The organism is Saccharopolyspora sp. NPDC047091 (genome assembly GCF_040643635.1).
In the GTDB taxonomy this organism is placed as follows: Bacteria; Actinomycetota; Actinomycetes; order Mycobacteriales; family Pseudonocardiaceae; genus Saccharopolyspora_C.
In genome coordinates this window covers 1-21,095 of record NZ_JBEYUS010000024.1, presented here as the reverse complement: position 1 = coordinate 21,095, position 21,095 = coordinate 1, and the positions used below count along the sequence as shown (strand labels likewise).

General features: G+C 71.2%; 17 protein-coding genes and 1 tRNA gene. 9 read left to right on the top strand and 9 right to left on the bottom strand.

Annotated elements, in window-relative coordinates:
* Positions 1–91 precede the first annotated feature (91 nt).
* Positions 92–316: a 50S ribosomal protein L31 gene (gene rpmE, locus ABZ805_RS13155; RefSeq protein ID WP_358438739.1), complete on the bottom strand. Its 225-nt coding sequence runs from the start codon at positions 314–316 to the stop codon at positions 92–94.
* Positions 317–553: 237 nt separating this feature from the next.
* Here rpmE and ABZ805_RS13150 point away from each other — a divergent pair, with 237 nt between their 5' ends.
* Positions 554–940, top strand: coding sequence for a hypothetical protein (locus tag ABZ805_RS13150; protein WP_358438737.1), 387 nt, complete (start codon positions 554–556; stop codon positions 938–940).
* Positions 941–1,087: 147 nt separating this feature from the next.
* Here the strand turns inward: ABZ805_RS13150 and ABZ805_RS13145 are convergent, their stop codons facing one another.
* Positions 1,088–1,777: a DUF305 domain-containing protein gene (locus tag ABZ805_RS13145; RefSeq protein ID WP_358438734.1), complete on the bottom strand. Its 690-nt coding sequence runs from the start codon at positions 1,775–1,777 to the stop codon at positions 1,088–1,090.
* A 4-nt stretch (positions 1,778–1,781) separates the two neighbouring features.
* Positions 1,782–2,582 (bottom strand): DUF3105 domain-containing protein, encoded by an 801-nt coding sequence (locus ABZ805_RS13140; RefSeq protein WP_358438731.1) that lies wholly within the window; start codon positions 2,580–2,582, stop codon positions 1,782–1,784.
* Between the two features lie 208 nt (positions 2,583–2,790).
* Here ABZ805_RS13140 and argS point away from each other — a divergent pair, with 208 nt between their 5' ends.
* The 6 genes from argS to rho all read left to right on the top strand — a co-directional run bounded on the left by argS (position 2,791) and on the right by rho (position 12,066).
* Entirely contained in the window at positions 2,791–4,452 is a 1,662-nt protein-coding gene (argS, locus tag ABZ805_RS13135; RefSeq protein WP_358438728.1) for an arginine--tRNA ligase, read from the top strand.
* Positions 4,453–4,538: 86 nt separating this feature from the next.
* Positions 4,539–5,957, top strand: a complete 1,419-nt coding sequence (gene lysA / locus ABZ805_RS13130) for a diaminopimelate decarboxylase (protein ID WP_358438726.1) — start codon at positions 4,539–4,541, stop codon at positions 5,955–5,957.
* Positions 5,958–7,262, top strand: a complete 1,305-nt coding sequence (locus ABZ805_RS13125; protein WP_358438723.1) for a homoserine dehydrogenase — start codon at positions 5,958–5,960, stop codon at positions 7,260–7,262.
* Positions 7,259–8,344 carry a threonine synthase gene (gene thrC / locus ABZ805_RS13120; protein ID WP_358438720.1) on the top strand — a complete coding sequence of 362 codons (1,086 nt, stop codon included), beginning with the start codon at positions 7,259–7,261 and terminating at the stop codon, positions 8,342–8,344. Before ABZ805_RS13125 ends, thrC begins: the two co-directional genes overlap by 4 nt.
* A gap of 2 nt (positions 8,345–8,346) precedes the next feature.
* Positions 8,347–9,267, top strand: a complete 921-nt coding sequence (thrB, locus tag ABZ805_RS13115) for a homoserine kinase (RefSeq protein WP_358438880.1) — start codon at positions 8,347–8,349, stop codon at positions 9,265–9,267.
* An 855-nt stretch (positions 9,268–10,122) separates the two neighbouring features.
* Complete coding sequence (gene rho, locus ABZ805_RS13110) at positions 10,123–12,066, top strand: transcription termination factor Rho (protein ID WP_358438717.1); 1,944 nt, start codon at positions 10,123–10,125, stop codon at positions 12,064–12,066.
* A gap of 332 nt (positions 12,067–12,398) precedes the next feature.
* Here rho and ABZ805_RS13105 read toward each other — a convergent pair whose 3' ends face one another.
* Positions 12,399–13,319, bottom strand: coding sequence for a cation diffusion facilitator family transporter (locus ABZ805_RS13105; RefSeq protein ID WP_358438715.1), 921 nt, complete (start codon positions 13,317–13,319; stop codon positions 12,399–12,401).
* 165 nt (positions 13,320–13,484) lie between these two features.
* Between ABZ805_RS13105 and ABZ805_RS13100 the strand changes: the two genes are divergently transcribed.
* Positions 13,485–13,557 (top strand) — tRNA-Arg (locus ABZ805_RS13100).
* Between the two features lie 70 nt (positions 13,558–13,627).
* Here the strand turns inward: ABZ805_RS13100 and ABZ805_RS13095 are convergent.
* On the bottom strand, positions 13,628–15,085 hold the full coding sequence (locus ABZ805_RS13095; RefSeq protein WP_358438712.1) for an SDR family oxidoreductase: 1,458 nt from the start codon (positions 15,083–15,085) through the stop codon (positions 13,628–13,630).
* Between the two features lie 227 nt (positions 15,086–15,312).
* Here ABZ805_RS13095 and ABZ805_RS13090 point away from each other — a divergent pair, with 227 nt between their 5' ends.
* Complete coding sequence (locus ABZ805_RS13090) at positions 15,313–15,918, top strand: GNAT family N-acetyltransferase (protein WP_358438710.1); 606 nt, start codon at positions 15,313–15,315, stop codon at positions 15,916–15,918.
* A 131-nt stretch (positions 15,919–16,049) separates the two neighbouring features.
* Here the strand turns inward: ABZ805_RS13090 and ABZ805_RS13085 are convergent, their stop codons facing one another.
* From ABZ805_RS13085 to ABZ805_RS13070, 4 genes are read right to left on the bottom strand one after another with little or no spacing between them, the layout of a single operon-like run.
* Positions 16,050–17,621: an ABC transporter ATP-binding protein gene (locus ABZ805_RS13085; protein WP_358438707.1), complete on the bottom strand. Its 1,572-nt coding sequence runs from the start codon at positions 17,619–17,621 to the stop codon at positions 16,050–16,052.
* Positions 17,618–18,424 carry an ABC transporter permease gene (locus ABZ805_RS13080; protein WP_358438704.1) on the bottom strand — a complete coding sequence of 269 codons (807 nt, stop codon included), beginning with the start codon at positions 18,422–18,424 and terminating at the stop codon, positions 17,618–17,620. The genes ABZ805_RS13085 and ABZ805_RS13080 overlap by 4 nt, the downstream gene beginning before the upstream one ends.
* Complete coding sequence (locus ABZ805_RS13075; protein ID WP_358438702.1) at positions 18,421–19,368, bottom strand: ABC transporter permease; 948 nt, start codon at positions 19,366–19,368, stop codon at positions 18,421–18,423. Before ABZ805_RS13075 ends, ABZ805_RS13080 begins: the two co-directional genes overlap by 4 nt.
* Complete coding sequence (locus ABZ805_RS13070; RefSeq protein WP_358438699.1) at positions 19,365–20,939, bottom strand: ABC transporter substrate-binding protein; 1,575 nt, start codon at positions 20,937–20,939, stop codon at positions 19,365–19,367. Before ABZ805_RS13070 ends, ABZ805_RS13075 begins: the two co-directional genes overlap by 4 nt.
* Between the last annotated feature and the right edge of the window lie 156 nt (positions 20,940–21,095).

The following is a 21,095-nucleotide window of genomic DNA, read 5'->3' as shown; positions in this document are numbered from 1 at the left end:
GGACCCGAACGGGCCGGACGGACGGGCGGGGCCCGACATGACGACGGCGCCCGCCCTGCGCGGTGCGCGAGGACGGGCGCCGTCGGCCCAGCTACTTGGTGGCGTTCTTCTGCCGCCGGCCGTAGCGGGCCTCGAAGCGAGCCACCCGGCCGCCGGTGTCCAGGATCTTCTGCTTGCCCGTGTAGAACGGGTGGCAGTTGGAGCAGACCTCGACCGAGATGTTGCCGGCCTTGCTGGTGCTCCGGGTGGTGAAGCTGTTACCGCAACCGCAGGTCACCTGGGTCGCGACGTACTCGGGGTGAATGTCCGCCTTCAAAGCGTGTCCTCCTGTTCGGGGCCGCCGGGTCCTCGCCGACGATCATCGCGAGGTGAACCGGAGCCGACTCGGCCTGTCATTCTGCCAGACCGAAGGCGCTGACCTGGAACGCAGTCGGTCCGCACGTTATTCCTGGCGAGCGGGCCGCTCGACCGCCCGGCGCGGCCAGGTGACCGCCCGCCGAGCGGGGGCCGCGCCGCGGTGCGAACGGAGCAGTCCGGCAGCATCCTTGATCTCGTGCTGCTGTGCCCTGCGCTGCGTGACCTCACGGTCCGGATGTGGATCCTGCTGCCGCCGTTGTTCCTCGCCGGCGCGAGCGGGGTCGCCGCGCTGGTGTCCTGGTCGTTCGAGCCGGGGCGTCCCGGGCTGGAGGTGTCGCCGCCGGTGCTGCTCGGGTTCGCCGCGGGCCTCGCGCTGCTCACCGGCGGGAAGGTGCGCTGGTCCCGCGACTGGCAGCGCTTCGGGCTCCGCTTCGCCTACCCGGCCGCGATGTTCGGCTGCGCGCTCGGCGCCGACCGAGTGCTGGTGCCGCTGCTGCCGACGCTGCTGCTCGGCGGGGTGGCGATCGTGGCGCTGGTGGTCGTCGCGTTCCGCGGCGCGGCACGGCACTGCGACTACCGCTGAACCGGTCCCCGGGTGGAGGAAGGGAACCTTCCTGTCACCCGTGACCGGAAGGTTCCCTTCCTCGTCCCCACGGCGCGCCCGTCCCGGGCCGGAAAAGACCCAGGGCCGGTGCGCGGAGTTCGCGCACCGGCCCTGGACGGGTCGACGTCAGTTCGCGGGCAGCGGTGCCACTCCGCGGTCCGCCAGCATCCCGCGCATCAGCTCGCTCTCGGTGCCCTGCGAACCGAGCATGTTCGCGGCGAGCCCGCGCACCGGTCCGAGCCCGGCGTGCTCGGCGCCGTAGCGGGCCATCGGCGCCCCGCCCTCGTGGTGGCGCAGCATCAGCTGCAGGAAGTACGCGTCGAAGGCGGGACCGTCGAGCCCGCGCAACCGGTCCAGCTCGGCCGTGTCGGCCATGCCGGGCATCGTGGGCGCCCCGGATCCGGTGGACGCGCCGTGCATCGAGTGGTCCGTGCCGTGCTCGTGCCCGCCGGAACCCATCCACTGCATCGGCGAGCTGCTGCCGGACGGCTCGCCCCACAGGTTCAGCCAGCCCTGCATCCGCCCGATCTGGTCGCGCTGGTTGGTCTCGATGTCGAAGGCGAGCTGGCGCACCGCGACGTCCGACGCATGTTCCCTGGCGAGGGTGGCCATGGTCACGGCCTGCTGGTGGTGCGTCGACATGTCCTGCGCGAACCCGACGTCGACGGCGCTGGGCGCCGGGTCGGAGTCGTGCGAGGGGGTGGCGATGAGCAGTCCGCCCGCGCCGCCGAGCAGCAGCAGCGCCGCGGCGGCCACGACGGCGATCGCGATGCGCACCGGCATCGACGCCGCGGTGGTGTCCTCCTGGGTGCTCATCGGGTCACCGCCCGCCCATCTCGCCCTGCCCCTGCTGGGTGCCCTCACCGCTCATCGGGATGGCGTCCGCGGGCGGCGGGCTCGCGTCGAACGGCGGCGGGTTCTGGGTGTCGAACGCGCCCGGGTAGGCCTGGCAGGAGCCGCCGATCTCCGGGTAGACCTTGTTCGGGTTTTCCTTGAGCGCGGTGATGAACTGGTCGATGCGCGCGTCGTCGGGGCTGTCCAGCTTCAGCTGGTGGCCCCAGGACTGCAGCGAGATCGGGGAGTCCAGGCCCGGGTAGGGCGACATCATCGTGTAGGGCTTGTTCTCGACCCGGCGGGCGAGCGTCTCCTTGCCCGCCTCGTCGATCCGCGCCGGGTCGTAGGCGATCCAGATGGCGCCGTGCTCCAGCGAGTGCACCATGTTCTCGGTGCGCACCGCGTTCGGGTAGACGACGCCGGTGCAGTCGGCCCAGATCCCGTCGTGCGGGCCGCCGTAGGGGGGCGTCTTGTCGTAGGCGACGCGCTGGTCGGGCCGGACGTGCTGCTGGCCCGGGTACTCGGCGGTGACGACGCCGGGGATGCCCTTGGACGGGTCCGGGTTCTCGGGGGTCGGCTTGAACGGCGCGGCGGCCGCTTCGGCCTTGGCCTGCGCCTCCCGCGATTCGGCTTTGTCGGCGTAGCGGACGTAAATGGTCCCGAAAACCGCAGCGGCGACGACGAAGACAACCCCGACGCTGAGGATTACCATCCACGGGATCGACCGCTGCTGCACCACGGAACCGCGCGCCTTGCGCATCGCCTTGCTCTGCTTACCGCTCGCCATGCTGTCCGGACCTCGTCTCGCCATCGGTCGCCAGGTGACCCGGCACGCCAGTCTAGAGATCCCACGGCCACCGGAGGGCGTACGTCGAACACGTCGCGGTCACGTTCTCACATCGAGGTCACCACCCGATCACCCACCGTGCACGCGACCGGCGCGGCGATCGCACCCGTTCGCTGAACAGCGGCGACGCATCCTTAGACTTCTCCAGGTGACTCCCGCCGCGCTCGCAGATCTGGTCCGCACCGCCGCCGTCGACGTGCTCTCCGCACGTGACCTGGACGTTTCCGTCCTCCCGGAGACGGTGACGGTGGAGCGACCCCGAAACCCCGAGCACGGCGACTACGCGACGAACCTGGCGATGCAGGTGGCGAAGAAGGCCGGGGTGCCGCCGCGCGACCTGGCGACCTGGCTGTCCGAGGCGCTGGCCGCGCAGGACGGCATCACCGAGGTCACCGTCGCCGGGCCGGGATTCCTGAACCTGCGGCTGGCCACCGACGCGCAGGCCGGGATCGTGCGCGACGTCGTCACCGCCGGTGCCGAGTTCGGCCGCGGCGACCGCTACCAGGGCCTGCGGGTGAACCTGGAGTTCGTCTCCGCGAACCCGACCGGCCCGATCCACCTGGGCGGCACCCGCTGGGCCGCGGTCGGCGACGCGCTGGGCCGCACCCTGACCGCGCAGGGCGCCGAGGTGGTGCGCGAGTACTACTTCAACGACGCGGGCGCGCAGATCGACCGCTTCGTGCTGTCGCTGCTGGCCGCCGCGAAGGGCGAGCCCGCCCCGGAGGACGGCTACGGCGGCGACTACATCGCCGACATCGCCCAGCGGGTGCTCGCCGCCGAACCGGGCGCGCTGGAGCAGCCGGAGGCCGAGCGGCACGAGACGTTCCGCCGCGTCGGCGTCGGCCTCATGTTCGAGGAGATCAAGCGCAGCCTGCACGAGTTCGGCACCGACTTCGACGTCTTCTTCCACGAGGACTCGCTGCACGCCTCCGGCGCGGTCGAGACGGCCGTCGCGCAGCTGAAGGAATCCGGGCACCTGTACTTCGAGGACGGCGCCTGGTGGCTGCGCTCCACCGAGTTCGGCGACGACAAGGACCGGGTGGTGATCAAGAGCGACGGCGGCACCGCCTACATCGCCGGGGACATCGCCTACCTGCGGGACAAGCGGGGCCGCGGCTTCGACCTGTGCCTGTACATGCTCGGCGCCGACCACCACGGCTACGTGAGCAGGCTCAAGGCGGCGGCCGCCGCGTTCGACGACGACCCGAACGCCGTCGAGGTGCTCATCGGGCAGCTGGTGAACCTGGTGCGCGACGGGAAACCGGTGCGGATGAGCAAGCGCGCGGGCACCGTCGTCACCCTGGAGGACCTGGTCGAGGCGGTCGGCGTGGACGCCGCCCGCTACTCGCTGACCCGTTCCTCGGTGGACTCGGCCGTGGACATCGACCTGGACCTGATCAGCAAGCGCAGCAACGAGAACCCGGTCTACTACGTGCAGTACGCGCACGCCCGGCTGTCCTCGTTGCAGCGCAACGCCGCGTCCCTCGGCATCGACCGGGGACCGGTGCAGGAGGCGGACCTGTCGCTGCTCTCCCACGAACGCGAGGGCGACCTGATCCGCACGCTCGGCGAGTACCCGCGAGTGGTGCTCTCCGCCGCCGAATTGCGGGAACCGCACCGCATCGCGCGGTACCTGGAGGAAGTGGCCAGCGCCTACCACAAGTTCTACGACGCGTGCCGCGTGCTGCAGCCCGGTGACGACCAGGCGAACGCACTGACGATCGCGCGCCTGCAGCTGTGCGAGGCGACCCGCCAGGTGCTGGCCAACGGTCTGGGGCTGCTCGGAGTGAGCGCCCCCGACCAGATGTGACCGACGACGTCCACGCCCGGCGTTCGGGCGGCCGCGCCGGGGAACGGCTCCCCGGTCCGGCACGAATCCGCAGAGGAGCCGCGATCATGCGCGCCCATCCCGCCGGACCTCGGCACGCCGAGGTCCTGTTGCCGGGCAGCACAGCCGGGCCGGTCCCGGCGGACGAGTCCGAGCTCGACGAGTTGCACGCGGCGGTGTGGCCGCGCGGTTCGCACCGGGAGGACGACGGCGCCGTCTCCTTCGCCGGGACGGACGTGCGCGAACTCGCCCGCGAGCACGGCACCCCGCTGTTCGTCCTCGACGAGGCCGACTTCCGGTCCCGCTGCGCCGAGTACGCCACCGCGTTCGGCGACCCCACGTCCGTGCACTACGCGTCGAAGGCGTTCCTGTGCACCGAGGTGGCCCGCTGGGTCGCCGACGAAGGCCTGAGCCTGGACGTGTGCAGCGGCGGAGAGCTCCGCGTCGCGCTGCGCGCCGAGTTCCCGCCGGAGCGCATCACCTTCCACGGCAACAACAAGTCCGTCGAGGAGCTGGCGACCGCCGTGGACGCCGGCGTCGGTTCCGTCGTGCTGGACTCGTTCCACGAGATCGCCCGCCTGGACCACCTCGCCCGCGAGCGCGGCGTCGTGCAGCCGGTGATGGTCCGGGTCACCGTCGGCGTCGAGGCGCACACCCACGAGTTCATCGCCACCGCGCACGAGGACCAGAAGTTCGGGTTCTCGCTGGCGTCCGGCAACGCCGCCGAAGCGGCCCGCCGCGTCATCAAGGCCGACGGCCTCGAACTGGTGGGCCTGCACAGCCACATCGGTTCGCAGATCTTCGACGACGACGGCTTCGGCCTGTCCGCGCACCGGGTGGTGTCGCTGCTGGCCGACCTGCGCGCCGAGCACGGCGCCGAAGCGCTGGCGAGCCTGACCACCGTGGACCTCGGCGGCGGCCTCGGCATCGCCTACACCCCCGACGACGATCCGCTGCCGGTGCAGGAACTGGCGACCCGGCTGCACGACGTGGTCCGCAAGGAGTGCGACCTCGCCGGGTTCGAGCCGCCGCGGGTGGCCGTCGAACCGGGCCGCGCCATCGCCGGGCCCGGCACGGTCACCGTCTACGAAGTGGGAACGATCAAGGACGTCGAGCTCGACGGCGGCGTGTCGCGGCGCTACGTGAGCGTGGACGGCGGCATGAGCGACAACATCCGCACCTCGCTCTACGACGCCGTCTACGACTGCAGGCTCGTCTCCCGATCGGCCGAAGCACCCCCCGTGCTGTCCCGCATCGTGGGCAAGCATTGTGAGTCCGGTGACGTTGTGGTGCGAGACTGCTGGTTGCCGGAGGACATTGCTCCGGGCGACCTGCTGGCCGTCGCCGCGACGGGGGCCTACTGCTACGTGATGGCGAGCAACTACAACCGACTCCCCAAGCCGCCGGTGGTCGCCGTGCGGGACGGGCGGTCGCGACTGCTGCTGCGCAGGGAGACCGAGGACGACCTGCTCCGGCTGGAGGTGTGAGTGATCGAGGACCGTGAGCCGATCCGCGTCGCGCTGCTGGGCTGCGGCACGGTCGGCACCGAGGTACTGCGCCTGCTGCAGTCCCGCCCCGAGGAGTTCGCGGCGCGGACCGGAGCACCCGTGCAGGTCACCGGCGTCGCCGTGCGGCGCCTGCACAAGCATCCGAACGTCCCCGAGCAGCTGCTCACCACGGACGCCGCCGCGCTCGTCGACGGCGACGTGGACGTCGTGGTGGAGCTCATCGGCGGCATCGAACCGGCCCGCTCGCTGCTGCTGCGCGCGCTGCGCAGCGGCAAGTCGGTGGTGACCGGCAACAAGGCGCTGCTGGCCGAGCACGGCTCGGAGCTGTACGCCGCCGCCGACGAGTCCGGGGCGGACATCTACTTCGAAGCCGCCGTCGCCGGGGCCATCCCGCTGCTGCGCCCGCTGCGCGAATCCCTCGCCGGGGACCGCATCAACCGGGTGATGGGCATCGTCAACGGCACCACGAACTACATCCTGTCCGCGATGGACTCCACGGGCGCCGGCTATTCGGAGACCCTCGACGAGGCCGGGCGGCTGGGTTACGCGGAAGCGGATCCGACCGCCGACGTGGACGGGTTCGACGCGGCGGCGAAGGCCACCATCCTCGCGTCGCTGGCGTTCCACACCCGCGTCGCGGCCACCGACGTGCACCGCGAGGGCATCTCGAACGTGACCCCCGGGGACATCGCGGCGGCGAAATCGCTGGACCGGGTGGTGAAGCTGCTCGCGATCTGCGAGCGCGTCGTCGCCGAGGACGGCACCGAATCCGTCTCGGCCCGGGTGCACCCGGCGATGATTCCGCGCGACCACCCGCTGGCCGGGGTCGGCGGCGCCTACAACGCGGTGTTCGTGGAAGCCGAAGCCGCCGGGAGCCTGATGTTCTACGGCCAGGGCGCCGGCGGCGAACCGACCGCCAGCGCCGTGCTCGGCGACCTCGTCGCGGTGGCGCGGAACCTGGTCGTGGCGGGCAAGGGGCCGCGCGAGTCGGCGCACGCGAACCTGCCGGTGCAGCCGATGGGCGCCACCCCCACCCGGTACCACATCAGCCTCGACGTGGACGACAAACCCGGCGTGCTGTCCCAGGTCGCGGCCACGTTCAACGACAACGATGTGAGCATCTCGGTGGTGCGCCAGGCGGGCAGGGGCGAAGAGGCCAGCCTGGTGGTGGTCACCCACACCGCCACCGATGCCGCCCTGAAATCCACAGTGGACAAGATTGCCGGGTTGGCCTCGGTGCGCGAGGTCGTCAGCGTGATGCGCGTGGAAGGTGAACCGTCGTGACTTCGAACATCCAGGGTGCGCCCACGAGGGCCGGGTGGCCCGGCCTCATCGAGGCGTACCGGGACCGGGTGGAGATCCCCGAGGGCGCCCGCGTGGTCACCCTGCAGGAGGGCGGCACCCCGCTGGTGCCCGCGCAGCACCTGTCCGAGCTCACCGGCTGCGAGGTGCACCTCAAGGTCGAAGGCGCGAACCCGACCGGTTCCTTCAAGGACCGCGGCATGACGGTCGCCATCACGCACGCGCTCGCCGCGGGCAGCAAGGCCGTCATCTGCGCCTCCACCGGCAACACCTCCGCCTCCGCAGCGGCCTACGCCTCGCGCGCCGGGCTCACCTCGGCGGTGCTGGTGCCGCAGGGCAAGATCGCGATGGGCAAGCTGGCGCAGGCCGTGGCGCACGGCGCGAAGATCCTGCAGGTGCAGGGCAACTTCGACGACTGCCTCGAACTCGCCCGCAAGACCTCCGCCGAACACCCGGTGACGCTGGTCAACTCGGTGAACCCGGTGCGGCTGGAAGGCCAGAAGACCGCGGCGTTCGAGATCTGCGACGTGCTCGGCTCCGCCCCCGACGTGCACTGCCTGCCGGTGGGCAACGCGGGCAACATCACCGCCTACTGGAAGGGCTACGCGGAGTACGCCGCGGACGGCGTGATCCCGTCCACCCCGCGGATGTTCGGCTTCCAGGCCGCGGGCGCCGCGCCGCTCGTGCACGGCGCGCCCGTGCTCGAACCGGAGACGATCGCCACCGCCATCCGGGTCGGCAGCCCCGCCTCCTGGCAGCACGCGGTGTCCGCGAAGGACGCCTCCGGCGGCCGGTTCGCCGCGGTCACCGACGAGCAGATCCTGCACGCCTACCGGCTGCTGTCCACCAGGGAGGGCGTGTTCGTCGAACCCGCCTCCGCCTCCAGCGTGGCCGGGCTGCTGGCCGCCGTCGAGGACGGCTCGCTGCCCCGCGGGTCCCGCGTGGTGTGCACCGTCACCGGGCACGGCCTCAAGGACCCCGACACGGCGCTGTCCGGCATGGTCGAGGTCGAGCCGCTGCCGGTCGACCCCCGCGCCGTGGCCACCGCGCTGGAACTGGTGTGAGCCTGCGGGCCGGCGGTGGGGTGCGGGTCGTGGTGCCCGCCTCCACCGCCAACCTCGGGTCCGGGTTCGACGCGCTCGGCATGGCGCTCGCGCTGCACGACACCGTGCACGTCGCGGTGACCGACGGGCCGCCGGGCAGCGCCGTGGTGACCGCCGAAGGCGAAGGCGCCGGATCCATCCCCACCGACCACGAACACCTGGTCGTGCGGGTGCTGCACCGCACCTGGGCCGAGCTCGGCGTGGCCGCGCCCGCGGTCCGGTTGCGCTGCCGCAACGCCATCCCGCACTCCCGCGGGCTGGGGTCCTCGGCGGCGGCGATCGTCGCCGGGGCCGCGGCGGCCTACGAGCTCGCCGGTTTCCCGCTGCGGGAGACCAAGAACCTCGAACAGGCGCTGCACCTGGCCGCCGACTGCGAAGGCCACGCCGACAACGTCGCGGCCAGCCTGCTCGGCGGCGTGGTGATCGCCTGGCGGGACACCGACCGGTTCCGCGCCGCCGCGCTGCCCGCGCACCCCGACGTGCACCCGGTCGCGCTGGTCGCGGGCGGTGAGTCCGCCACGCACACCACGCGCGGCCTGCTGCCCGAGCAGGTGCCGCACGCCGACGCCGCGTTCGCCGCGGGCCGCGCCGCGCTCGCCGTGCACGCCCTCACCACCGACCCCTCGCTGCTGCTGGCGGCCACCGACGACCGGCTGCACCAGGACTACCGGGAGTCCGCCTGGCCGAGCACCATCGAGCTGGTGCGGCGGCTGCGCGCCGCCGGAGTGCCCGCCGCGGTGTCCGGCGCGGGCCCGACCGTGCTGGCGCTGCCCGCGGGCGGCGAACTGCCCCGCACGGTCGACATCGGCGGGTTCACCGCGCTGCGCCTTCCGGTCGATCGGCGCGGCGTTCAGGTGATATCGGAGCCGACAACGGCGGAATGACCGGCCCGGCCCGACCATTCCGCCCGGCGTGGTGGTACAAAGGACATGTCGGCAGGACGTCAGTGCTGCTCGGCAGGTGTTCCGAAACGGTGGATGCTCCGGCACGGCCGATTGCGCGAACACCGTGATCGAACGAGGGCGTGCCACGCCTCCGGAGGTTGTTGCACCTCGGTGGTGAGGCGTCTACCCTCAAGGTCAATCAGTCACCGCGCGCTCGGCGCCGGTGCCGCATCCGGGGCTTCGTTCCCCGGGGCACATTTCCCGCTAGTGAATCGACTCCACTCCACACGGGTGAAGATCAGGATCTGCGGGTTGCCGGACGCGGTGGCAGAGGCAGGAGTTGTCAACTCAATGGGGTTCGCGCGGGGCTGCCGACCTGTGGGTTCCGGCCGACGCAGCATGGGGGCCTGACCGCGGTGGTCATGTTTCCGACGCGATCGACGCCGGTTCGGCGCACCCCGGTGCCCGTCGTCCCGTCTCCGCTCAGCGGCAGATCGGGCCGGACCGGAAATCACAGCGCTCCCCGCGGAAGACGACATCTGAGTGAGGCGGCAGCAGGGCGTGCATCGGCGAGTGTGGATCGGAGTGGATGCGTCGCACGTGCACCGTGGTTCTGGCACGCAGAAGCGTGAAAACCGCACCGCGCAACGGCATTCGGACGAGCACATGACCCGGGTACCTCCCACCGCCCGGTGCTGCTGGTCCCCCTGATCGCCGACGTCGATCGAGCCGCGCGTGCGTGTTGAACTCGACCGGCATCGGGCTGGTAGCACATCAAGGCCGTTCCGCTGACAGCAGCGGGCGGGCAATCCGCTGGGTCGCGTAGGAGGCGCGGTCCGGTCAGGAAGGACATTCGTGAGCAACACCGAACTGTTGAGCAGCGAGACGACCAACGGCGTCTCCCAGGCTGGCCAGCAGGAGTCTGAGCAGCCGTCCGCGGGCGCCGAGGCCAACGGCGCCCCGCGCCGTCGCGGCGGGCTGTCCGGCATGGTCCTCGCCGAGCTTCGACAACTCGCCGGGGAACTGGGGATCGACACCAGCGGCCTCCGCAAGGGCGACCTGATCGCGGCCATCAAGGAGCGGCAGGGCGGCGCCCCCGCCAAGCCGCGCGCGGCCGCCAAGCCCGCGCAGGAGGACGCCCCAGCGCAGGAGACCGCGCCGAGCCGTGACAAGGCCCGCCAGCCCGCGCTGGACGAGACCGACTCCGCCGCCCCGCAGCAGGACTCGGCCCCGGACGCCGGCAACAACGGCTCCGCGCCGAACCGCGGGCGCTCCCGGCGCCAGCAGTCCGCCGAGCAGGGCGGGGAGGACGAAGGCCGCCGCGGCAACAACCGCCGCCGCCGCTCCTCCAACCGCTCCGGCGGCAACCAGGACCAGGGCGACGAGCGCGGCCAGGACCGCGGCGACCGGCAGAACGACCGCGGTGACCGCGGCGACAACCGGGACCGCGACAAGGACAACAACCGGGGCGACCGGGGCGGTCAGGACCGCGGCGACCGGCAGAACTCCCGGCAGCAGCAGGACAAGCAGGACAACCGCCCGCAGGACGACTCCGACGAGGACGGCGGCCGCAGGCGCGGACGCCGCTTCCGGGACCGCAGGCGCAACCGCGGCCGCACCGAAGGCGGCGGCAACGAGCCCGAGGTCCGCGAGGACGACGTGCTGCTGCCCGTCGCGGGCATCCTCGACGTGCTGGAGAACTACGCGTTCGTCCGCACTTCGGGCTACCTCGCCGGGCCGAACGACGTGTACGTGTCGCTGTCGCTGGTCCGCAAGTACGGCCTGCGCCGCGGCGACGCCATCAAGGGCGTCATCCGGCAGCCCCGCGACAGCGAGCAGCAGCGGCAGAAGTTCAACCCGCTGGTCCGCGTCGACTCCATCAACGGCCTCGAGCCGGAGGCGTCGAAGGGCCGCTCGGAGTTCCACAAGCTGACCCCGCTGTACCCGAACGAGCGACTGCGGCTGGAAACCGAACCGCAGAACCTCACCGGCCGGATCATCGACCTGGTGATGCCCGTCGGCAAGGGCCAGCGCGCGCTGATCGTCTCGCCGCCCAAGGCGGGCAAGACGATGGTGCTGCAGGCGATCGCCAACGCGATCACCACGAACAACCCGGAATGCCACCTCATGGTGGTGCTCGCCGACGAGCGCCCCGAAGAGGTCACCGACATGCAGCGCTCGGTCAAGGGCGAGGTCATCGCCTCCACCTTCGACCGCCCGCCGTCGGACCACACCACCGTCGCGGAGCTGTCCATCGAGCGGGCCAAGCGGCTCGTCGAGATGGGGCACGACGTGGTCGTGCTGCTCGACTCGATCACCCGCCTCGGCCGCGCCTACAACCTCGCGGCCCCCGCGTCCGGCCGGATCCTCTCCGGTGGTGTCGACTCGACCGCGCTGTACCCGCCGAAGCGGTTCCTCGGCGCGGCCCGCAACATCGAGAACGGCGGCTCGCTGACCATCTTCGCCACGGCGCTGGTGGAAACCGGGTCCACGATGGACACGGTGATCTTCGAGGAGTTCAAGGGCACCGGCAACGCCGAGCTCAAGCTGGACCGCAAGCTCGCCGACAAGCGGCTGTTCCCCGCCGTCGACGTGGACGCCTCCAGCACCCGCAAGGACGAGATCCTGCTCGCGCCCGACGAACTCACCGTCACGCACAAGCTGCGCCGGGTGCTCGCCGCACTGGACGCCCAGCAGTCGCTGGAACTCCTGCAGGAACGGCTGCGCAAGTCGCGCACCAACATCGAGTTCTTGATGCAGGTCGCCAAGAACGCCCCCGGCGGCAAGGACGACAACTGACGTCCGCTCCGCGCACGAAGCCGGCCCGCACCTCGCAAGAGGAGCGGGCCGGCTTTCTTTCCACCCTGGTGCGAGGAAGGGAACCTTCCTGTCACGGGTGCGATGAAGGGAACCTTCCTGCCATCCGGTCAGCTGCCGACGCGAACCGGTCAGGGGTGGAAGGGAACCTTTCCGCCACGGGTGCGAGGAAGGGAACCTTCCTGTCATCCACCCGCCCGACTACCCGAACCCGTCCCGATGTGGAAGGGAACCTTCCTGTCATCGGTGCGCGGAAGGGAACCTTCCTGTCACTTCAGCCCGGGTCCCGCTCCGGGAACCTTCCGATCAGATGATCACCAGGTGAGCGCCTGGCACCGCCGTGCGCACTCGGTGGGTTCGACCTGCAAGGTGGCGTGCTCGATCCGGTACTGCTCGGCGAGCAGCCGCTGCGCGGCGACCAGCACGTCCCCGTGGTCGGCTTCGGCCGGGATGCTGAGGTGCGCCGAGGCGACCTCCATGCCGGAGGTCAGCGTCCACACGTGCAGGTCGTGCACCTCCTTCACCCCGGGCAGCGCGGCGAGGTCCTGGTGCATCGCGTGCACGTCGACGCCCTCCGGCGCCTGCTGCACGAGGATGCGCAGCGCCTGCCCGGCGAGCTTCCAGGTGCGAGGCAGCACGAACAGCCCGACGGCGACGGCGACGATCGGGTCGACCAGGTACCACCCGAAGGCCCAGGCGAGCGCCCCGCCCAGCAGCACACCGACCGAGCCGATGGTGTCGGCGAGGACCTCCAGGTAGGCGCCGCGCAGGTTGAGGCTCTCCCCCGCCCCTTCGCGCAGCAGCAGGAACGCCACCACGTTCGCGGCGAGCCCGGCGGCCGCCGTGATCATCATCGGCAGTCCGGCGACCTGCGGCGGGTCCTGGAAGCGCCCGACGGCCTCGACGAGGATGTAGCCGGCGACGGCGAACAGCAGCACCGCGTTGGCGAGGGCGGCGAGCACTTCGACGCGGTACCAGCCGAAGGTCCGCTTCGCCGAGGCCGGGCGGCGCGCGGCGGTGATCGCGGCGAGCGCCATGCCCACGCCCAGCACGTCGGTCAGCATGTGCCCGGCGTCCGAGAGCAGCGCCAGCGAGGACGTCAGATATCCGACCACCGCTTCCAGCACGAAGAACGCCAGCAGCACCCCGAACGCCATCGCCAGGCGCCGCGAGTACCGCCCGGAAGCGCTCGCGGGCGACGCCGTCCCATGCCCGTGGCCGTGCCCGTGGCCCATCACGAACCTCCCCTTCGCCTACCGCCCACCATGATATATAGCGAGATGCGCATGAATGCAATGGAGGGTCCACCCACTGGACACGACCACCCGTCCGACGAACGTTCACCCCCTTCCGGTCGACATCGGAGCGTGCGCTAAGCTGACCTAAGTCAACAACAGCAAGCCCTCGTAGCTCAGCGGATAGAGCACTGCCCTCCGGAGGCAGGTGTCGCAGGTTCGAGTCCTGCCGAGGGCGCCCACGCAGAAGAGGACGAGCAGCAGATGCTCGTCCTCTTCTGCATTTCCACGCAGGTTTTCGCCGCACCTCACCCGCCGCCCGCTGCGACGCGGAGCACGTTGCGCACCATCCCGCCGAAGACCACACCGTGGAACGGCGCGACCAGCCACCAGTAGAGGTGGCCGGCCAAGCCGCGCGGGACGAACACCGCTCGCTGGCGGTAGTGCGAACCACCCGCATCGTCCGGCTCCACGGTGAACTCCAGCCACGCCCGTCCCGGCAACCGCATCTCCGCGCGCAGCCGCAACATCCTGCCCTCCACCAGCTCTTCCACCCGCCACCAGTCGAGCGCCTCGCCCACGCGCAACCGTTGCGCGTCCCGGCGGCCTCGCCGCAAGCCCACTCCGCCGGAGAGCTTGTCGACGACGCCGCGCACCGCCCACAGCAGCGACGAGGAGTACCAGCCGTGCTCCCCGCCGACGCCTTCGACCACGCGCCACAACCGTTCCGGTGACACCCGGCTGCGCCCTTCGCGGACGTCCGAGTACACGGTGCCGCCGGACCAGGCCGGGTCCGACGGCAGTGGGTCCGAGGGCGCGTCCGAAGGCGCCGCATCCGACCAGCGGGTCTCCACCTCCGCGTTCCGGATCTTCCGCAGCGCCAGCCGGACCGAGCGGTCGTAGCCGGTGAGCCCGCCCGGCGGCTGCGGGATGAGCTCGTCGATGTCGTCCTCGGCGCAGACCGCCTCGTGGATCAGCGATTCGATCAGCGGCCGCCCCACGCTCTTCGGCACCGGCGTCACCACGTTGATCCACTGGGCGCTCAGCCACGGCGTCAGCACGCCCACCGACAGCATCCGACGCGGCGGCAGACCCGCCACGATCGCGTAGCGGCGCATCATCTCCCCGTAGGTCAGCACGTCCGGTCCGCCGACGTCGAAGGTCCGGTTGATCGAACCCGGCAGCCGGGCCACCTCGACCAGGTAGTGCAGCACGTCCCGGACCGCGATCGGCTGCACCCGGTTGCGCACCCAGCGGGGTGTCACCATCGCGGGAAGCCGCTCGGTCAGGTGCCGCAGCATCTCGAAGCTCGCCGAGCCCGACCCGATGATCACCGCGGCCTGCAGGACCACCGTCGGAACCCCGCTGCGCAGCAGGATCTCGCCGACCTCCGCCCGCGAGGCCATGTGCTCGGACAACCGCTCCCCCGTCGGATGCACCCCACCCAGGTACACGATCCGCTGAACCGACATCTCCCGCGCCGCCTGCCCGAGCAGCAGCGCCGCCCGCCGGTCCCTGGCCGCGAAACCCGACTCGGCCATCGCGTGCACCAGGTAGTAGACGACGTCGACCCCGTCGCAGGCGGCGCGGACGTCGTCCTCCTGCAGCAGATCGCCGCGGACCACCTCCACCTGATCCCGCCAGGGCACGTCGCGCAGCTTCTCCGGATTCCGGACCAGGCAGCGGACCTGCCGCCCGTCCTCGAGCAACCGCGGAACCAACCTGCCGCCGACGTACCCGCTCGCCCCCGTCACCAGACACACCATGGCCGAAGCGTGCGGTCCGCCGGCCACCCGCGCACCCCGGCTCCCCGGGTGCGATGAAGGGAACCTTCCGGTCACGGGTGGCAGGAAGGTTCCCTTCATCGCACGATCTCCGCGGGCTTTGCGCCACACCCCCGACTTATTGAAAATGACAGTCATTGTATTGTGACCGCGGCGCACCGGGAGTCGCGTTGCTCGCGGTTCAAGCGCGAGAGCCCGATGGAGAGCACATGGATCACCAGGAAGAGCACCGGATCGGCGAGTACGCGGTGCGCCGAGCCCGCCCGGAGGACGTCGAGGGCGCACGGCGGGTCATGCTCGACACGTTCTACAAAGAGTTCGGCCACGGCTACCACGCGCGCTGGCACTCGGACGTCGTCGACATCGAGGGCGCGTACCTGAAGAACCCGCGACACGCGCTGTTCGTCGCGGTGCGCGACGACGAGGTAGCCGCGACCACCGCCATCCGCTCCGGCGGCCCGCGCTGCCCTCCGCACCCCGAGTGGCTCGCGGCCAAGTACGGGGACGGCAGCACCGCGCAGCTGTTCCGGGTGTACGTGGACCGGGCGCACCGCCGCAACGGCCTGGCGAGCGCGCTGGTGTCGATGGCGTGCGACTTCGTCGCCGACACGCCGGAGTATTCGACGATCTACCTGCACACGAATCCGGCGATCGAGGGCGCGGCGCCGTTCTGGCACAGCGCGGCCACCGAGATCTACGACGGCAGGCAGGACTCCCGGTACAGCCCGAGCGTGCACTTCGAGATCCCGATCCCGGGCCGGGCCTCGCGCCCGAGCCAGGCGTTCGAGCTCCAGGACGTCGATTACGCCGGGTGACATCGGCTGCGAGATCGAGTGAGCTCGTTCCTACCCGCTTCAGTGATGCGAACGCGCGTTCGACCGAGCAGCATGGAGGCATGACCTCCTCCACGCACTTCCTCGCCCGGTGGCACGGCGCGGTCCGCGCCCTAGTCCTGGCCGATCCGGCTCGTCGCGGCTTCGACCAGCGCGCGCGTCATCGCATGTCGTGGCGCACGCAGCACTTCCGAGGCGGCACCCTGCTCGATGATGTGCCCGCCGTCGACGATCACGACGTGTTCGGCGAGATCGGCCACGACCCCGAGGTCGTGGGTGATCAGCACGAGCGCGCACTGAGCGCTGTGCTGCAACTCCTTGAGCAGGACGAGCAGTTCGGCCTGCGTGACGGTGTCGAGGCCGGAGGTGATCTCGTCGCAGATCAGCACCCTCGGCTCGGCGAGCAGCGCGCGCACCAGCGCGGCACGTTGCAGCTCACCGCCGGACAGGGAGTCGGGGCGCCGGGCGGTGATCTCGGCACCGAGCCCGACCCGCTCGAACCACTCCGCCGCCCGCCGCCGTGCCTGCCGCCGGTCGGTGCCGCGGAGTCGTTCGGCGGTCCGCGCGACCTGGTCGAGGACGGGTGCGAACTCGTTGAACGAGGCGCGGGCGTCCTGGAAGACGTATTGGACGTCGGCGAGCTGCGCCCTGGTGCGCCCGCGCAGGCGCGCTGCCAGCGGTGTCCCATCGAGCACGATCGAGCCGCGCCGCGGCGGGTGCAGCCCGGCGAGGCACCGGGCCAGCGTCGTCTTGCCGCTGCCGGAACGACCGACGACGGCGATCCGCCTGCCCGGCCCGACGGCCAGCGACATCCCGTGCAGCGTTTCCACCTGCCTGCCCCGGTCCCGGTGGCCCGCGACCAGGTCCCGCGCCGCGAGCACCGGGGATTCGCGGTCGTTCCCGGCCGGCGCCAGCGGTGCTCTGGTGTCGGGCTGGGATTCGACGAGCAGTCGCGTGTAGGCGTGCTCCGGGGAACCGAGCACCTCGCCGGCAGGTCCCGATTCGACCACCGTTCCGGCGCGCATGACCAGCACCCGGTGCGCAAGCTGCCGCACCACGTCCAGGTCGTGGGTGAGCAGCAGCACGGCGATCCCCTGGTCGGCGAGGCTGCGGAGTTCCGCCACGATCTGGGCTCGGGTGAGCGCGTCCTGCCCGGTGGTCGGCTCGTCCGCGATCACCACGGCCGGATCGCAGACCAGCGCCTGCGCCAGCACGATGCGCTGCTGCTGGCCGCCGGAGAGCTGGTGCGGATAGCGGTCGAGCAGAGCTTCCCCGTCGGGGAGCTGCGCCCGGCGCAGCGCGGTGGCGACCTTGGCGCGCACCAGTTCCTTGCGTTCCGCGCGCGCGACCGGCCCCAGGTGGCGGACCGCGATCTCCCGCAGGACCGAGCCGACCCGGCGGACCGGGTTCAGCGCGGCCGCGGGGTGCTGCGGGATGTACCCGACCAATCCCGCCGCCGGTGGCCGCCCCGGACCGATCGGATGACCGGCGACGGTGACTTCGCCGCCGACCACCGCACCGGCGGGGTGCTCACCGAGCAGCGCGAGTCCGGTCGTGGTCTTGCCACTGCCGGATTCGCCGACGAGCGCGGTCACCTCACCTGCCGCGACGGCGAACGAGACCTCGGACACCAGGGGCCGGGAGTCGAGCGAGACGTTCAGCCCGCCGACCTCGACGACGTTCACGCGCGCACCTCTCGCCGTTTCCTGCGCAGCAGCTGGTCGAAAGCCAAGTTCACACCCACCGACAATGCCACGATCAGCAACGCGGGCAGCACGACCGCCCAGGGCTGCAAGAACAGTCCCGTGCGGTTGCGGTCCACCATGGCCGCCCAGTCGCTGGTCTGCGGCGACACCCCCACCCCCAGGAAGCTCGCCGAAGCGACCAGGTAGATGGCGCCGGTGAACCTGGTGCCCGAGTCCGCGGCCAAGGTGCGCGCCATCGCGCGCACCACGTAGCCGAGTCCGATGCGGACGCGGCTCTCCCCCTGCATGCGCATGGCCTCCACGGCCGGGCGTGCGGAGAGCGAGAGCGCCGACGCCCGCGAAATCCTGATGACGTCCGGGAGGTTGATCACGGTGACGATCACGACCAGCACCCAGCCGACGTTCGGCGCGGCGGATGCCAGCAACAACAGCAGGAGCATCGAGGGGATGGCGAGGAGCACGTCCAGCGGGCGCATCACCGCCTCGTCGATGAACCGCACCCGGTTCATCCCGACCGCCACGCCGATCGGCACGGCCACGGCGTACGTGCACACCGTGGCGGCCACGGCGACCAGCACCACCGACCGCCCGCCGAGCAGTACCTCGTTCCACACGTCGCGGCCGACGAAATCGGTGCCGAACGGGTGGCCGGCGCCGCTGCTGAACGCCACGTCCTTGCCCACCTCGCCCGCGGCGAACTGCGGGCCGAACACGGCCAGCAGCACCGGCACGGCGATCAGGATTCCGGGAACCAGCACTCCGGGTCTGAGCAGGCGCCTCATCGATCGTCCTCCGCAGCAGGTGCCAGCAGCCGGGCGACGACGTCGGCCACCAGGTTCACCAGGACCGTCACGACGGCCAGCACCACCGACAACCCTTGCACCACCGGCAGGTCCCGCGCGGACACGGCGTCGATCAACGTCGTCCCCAGACCTGGGATCACGAAGATCGCCTCCACCACGATGATGCCGCCGATGAGCCAATCCGTCGTGCGGGCGAGCTGCTGCACCGCGGGCACGACCGCGTTCGGCAAGGCGTGCGCGAGCTGCACTCGCACCGGCGAGATCCCGGCGCGCCGGGCCTGCCGCACGTACCCGGAGTGCAACGCGTCGATCATGCCCGCGCGCACCAGCCTGCTCAGCGAGCAGATCGGCCGCAGCAGCAGCACCAACACCGGCAGCACCAGCACCTCCGGCCGGCTCAGCAGCCCGCTGCCGCCCACCGCGGTCGGCGGCAACCAGCCGAGCTGCACCGCGAACACGGTCACCAGCAGGATGCCCATGGCGAACTCGGGAACCGAGTACAAGCCGAGAGTGGTCGACGTGATGAGCCGGTCGGCGAACCGGCCCTCCCGGTTGGCCGCCAGCACTCCGAGCCCCAGTGACACCGGCACGATCAACACCAAGGTGAGCACCGCCAGCAACAAGGTCGGGCCGACGGAGGATCCGATGATGTCCAGCACCGAACGCGGCCCCACCAGGGACTTGCCGAAATCTCCCTGCACGGCCGAGAGCAGCCAGCCACCGAGGCGCTCCCACACCGGCGCGTTCAGCCCCAGCTGCTCGCGCAGCAGCGCGATGACCGCCGGGTCGGGATCGTCACCGGCGATCGTGACGGCCGCATCGCCCGGCAACGCCTCGATCAGCAAGAACACGACGACCATGACGAGGAGGACCTGCACGAGTCCCAGCAGCACTCGCCGGGCGAGGTAGCCCGGAATGCTCACCCGAGCCACACCTTGTCGAAGCGCGCCCAGTCCAGGGTGTTCGCCGGAGCTCGGTCATCGATGCCGCCGACCCGGTTCGCCGACGCCACGATCCAATCCGACACGCCCCACCACAGGAAACCACCCTCCTCGAACAGGGTCCGCTGCATCTCCCGGTAGAGCCCGGCGCGCGCGTTCTCGTCCGAAGTGGACTGAGCCTGCTGGTAGAGCGCGTCGAACTCGGGGCGCTGCCACTTGGTGTTGTTCGTCGTGGAGCCCGACAGCAGCCGCTGCGAGATGTGCGACTCGATCGGCATCGCGCCGGACCGGTAGCTGACGAGCGAACCCTGCTCACCGATGTCCGACCAGTACGTGTCCTTGTTCCCCAAGGTCACGTCGACCGTCACGCCGGCGAGCTTCGCCTGGTCGGCGAACGCCAACGCCGCCTCCCGCAGGCCGGGAGACGCTTCGGAGGTGAGCAGTTCGACCCGCAGGTTCTCCGCTCCCGCCCGGCGCAGCAGGTCCTTCGCCTTCGCCAAGTCCTGCCGCCGCTGCGGCAGATCAGCGTCGTAGTACTGGTAGTTCTTGCCGAACAGGTCGTTGGCGATCTCGCCCGAACCCTGCAGCACCGAGCGGACCAGCTCTTCGCGGTCGACCAGGTGGAAGAACGCCTGCCGGACCTCGAGCCGGTCGAACGGCGGCCGGTCCACCTTCATCGCCAGCGCGTGGAAATTGCTCAGCGGTAACCGGTGGATCTGGACCTGCCCGGCCGCCTCGTGGCTGCGGGCCGTGGTGGCGGTCAGGTCGTGGGCGTAGTCCGCCTGGTCGCCGAGCAGCGCGTTGACCCGAGCGGCTTCGTCGTTGCTCACCAGGATCTCGAGCTCGTCGAGCAGCGGGGCGCCCTCCCAGTAGTCCGGGTTGCGCGCGGCGAGGAAACTGCGCCCCGGCTCGAACGAGGTGAACCGGAACGGACCCGAACCGACGGGCCGGTCGAAGTTCTCCGCACCCTCCGGAACGATGTAGGCGCCCAGCGTGGCGAGCGCGTTCGGGAACTCCGCGTAGGGCCGCTTCAACCGGAACTCGACGGTGCGGTCGTCGAGGGCGCGGCTGCTCGACAGGTCGATCACGGACAGGCTCGCCTTCGCCCGCCGCGTGCTGTCCGGACGCAGGATGCGCGCATAGCTGGACAGCACGTCAGCGGCGCGCACCGGCCGGCCGTCGTGGAACACGGCTTCGCGCAGCGGCACCCGCCAGGTCAGCAGGTCAGGGCTCGACTCCCACCGTTCGGCCAGCCGGGGCTGCGGGGACATGTCGGAGCCGTAGTCGGCGAGCTTGTCGAACAGCGCCTTGGCACGGGCGACCTCCGCGTAGAGGTTCGTGGCGTGCGGATCCAGCACCTCCTCCGCTCCACCACCAGGGAATACCGCGCGCAACCGGCCGCCCGGTTTCGCCGGCCCGGCGCTCGAACCCGAGCCGCCCGCCGCGCACCCCGGCACCGCCACCAGCGCGGCCGCCGCGGTGAGCCCCAAGAAGCCCCGCCTGCTCACCGCCCCGCCGGTGGATGAGTAAGCAGCCGACCCGTCGGACTCCATGCGCGGTTCTCCATTCGTCCCGATACCTGCAACGCCGGCGCCGCCCACTGCAACACCAAAAGAAAACGATCCCGCAGCGAGAAGACCGCTGAGGTTCCGCCACCCCCGCCACTAAGCAGCAGAAGCAGCAGAACCGGCAATAGGTTGCAGGTTCCA

What these genes read in the sequence shown, in the direction of transcription:
- ABZ805_RS13145 (WP_358438734.1), bottom strand. Translation starts at nt 1,777, where the DNA reads ATGAGCACCCAGGAGGACACCACCGCGGCGTCGATGCCGGTGCGCATC.
- ABZ805_RS13140 (WP_358438731.1), bottom strand. Translation starts at nt 2,582, where the DNA reads ATGGCGAGCGGTAAGCAGAGCAAGGCGATGCGCAAGGCGCGCGGTTCC.
- lysA (WP_358438726.1), top strand. Translation starts at nt 4,539, where the DNA reads ATGCGCGCCCATCCCGCCGGACCTCGGCACGCCGAGGTCCTGTTGCCG.
- ABZ805_RS13105 (WP_358438715.1), bottom strand. Translation starts at nt 13,319, where the DNA reads ATGGGCCACGGGCACGGCCACGGGCATGGGACGGCGTCGCCCGCGAGC.
- ABZ805_RS13095 (WP_358438712.1), bottom strand. Translation starts at nt 15,085, where the DNA reads ATGGTGTGTCTGGTGACGGGGGCGAGCGGGTACGTCGGCGGCAGGTTG.
- ABZ805_RS13090 (WP_358438710.1), top strand. Translation starts at nt 15,313, where the DNA reads ATGGATCACCAGGAAGAGCACCGGATCGGCGAGTACGCGGTGCGCCGA.
- ABZ805_RS13080 (WP_358438704.1), bottom strand. Translation starts at nt 18,424, where the DNA reads ATGAGGCGCCTGCTCAGACCCGGAGTGCTGGTTCCCGGAATCCTGATC.
- ABZ805_RS13070 (WP_358438699.1), bottom strand. Translation starts at nt 20,939, where the DNA reads ATGGAGTCCGACGGGTCGGCTGCTTACTCATCCACCGGCGGGGCGGTG.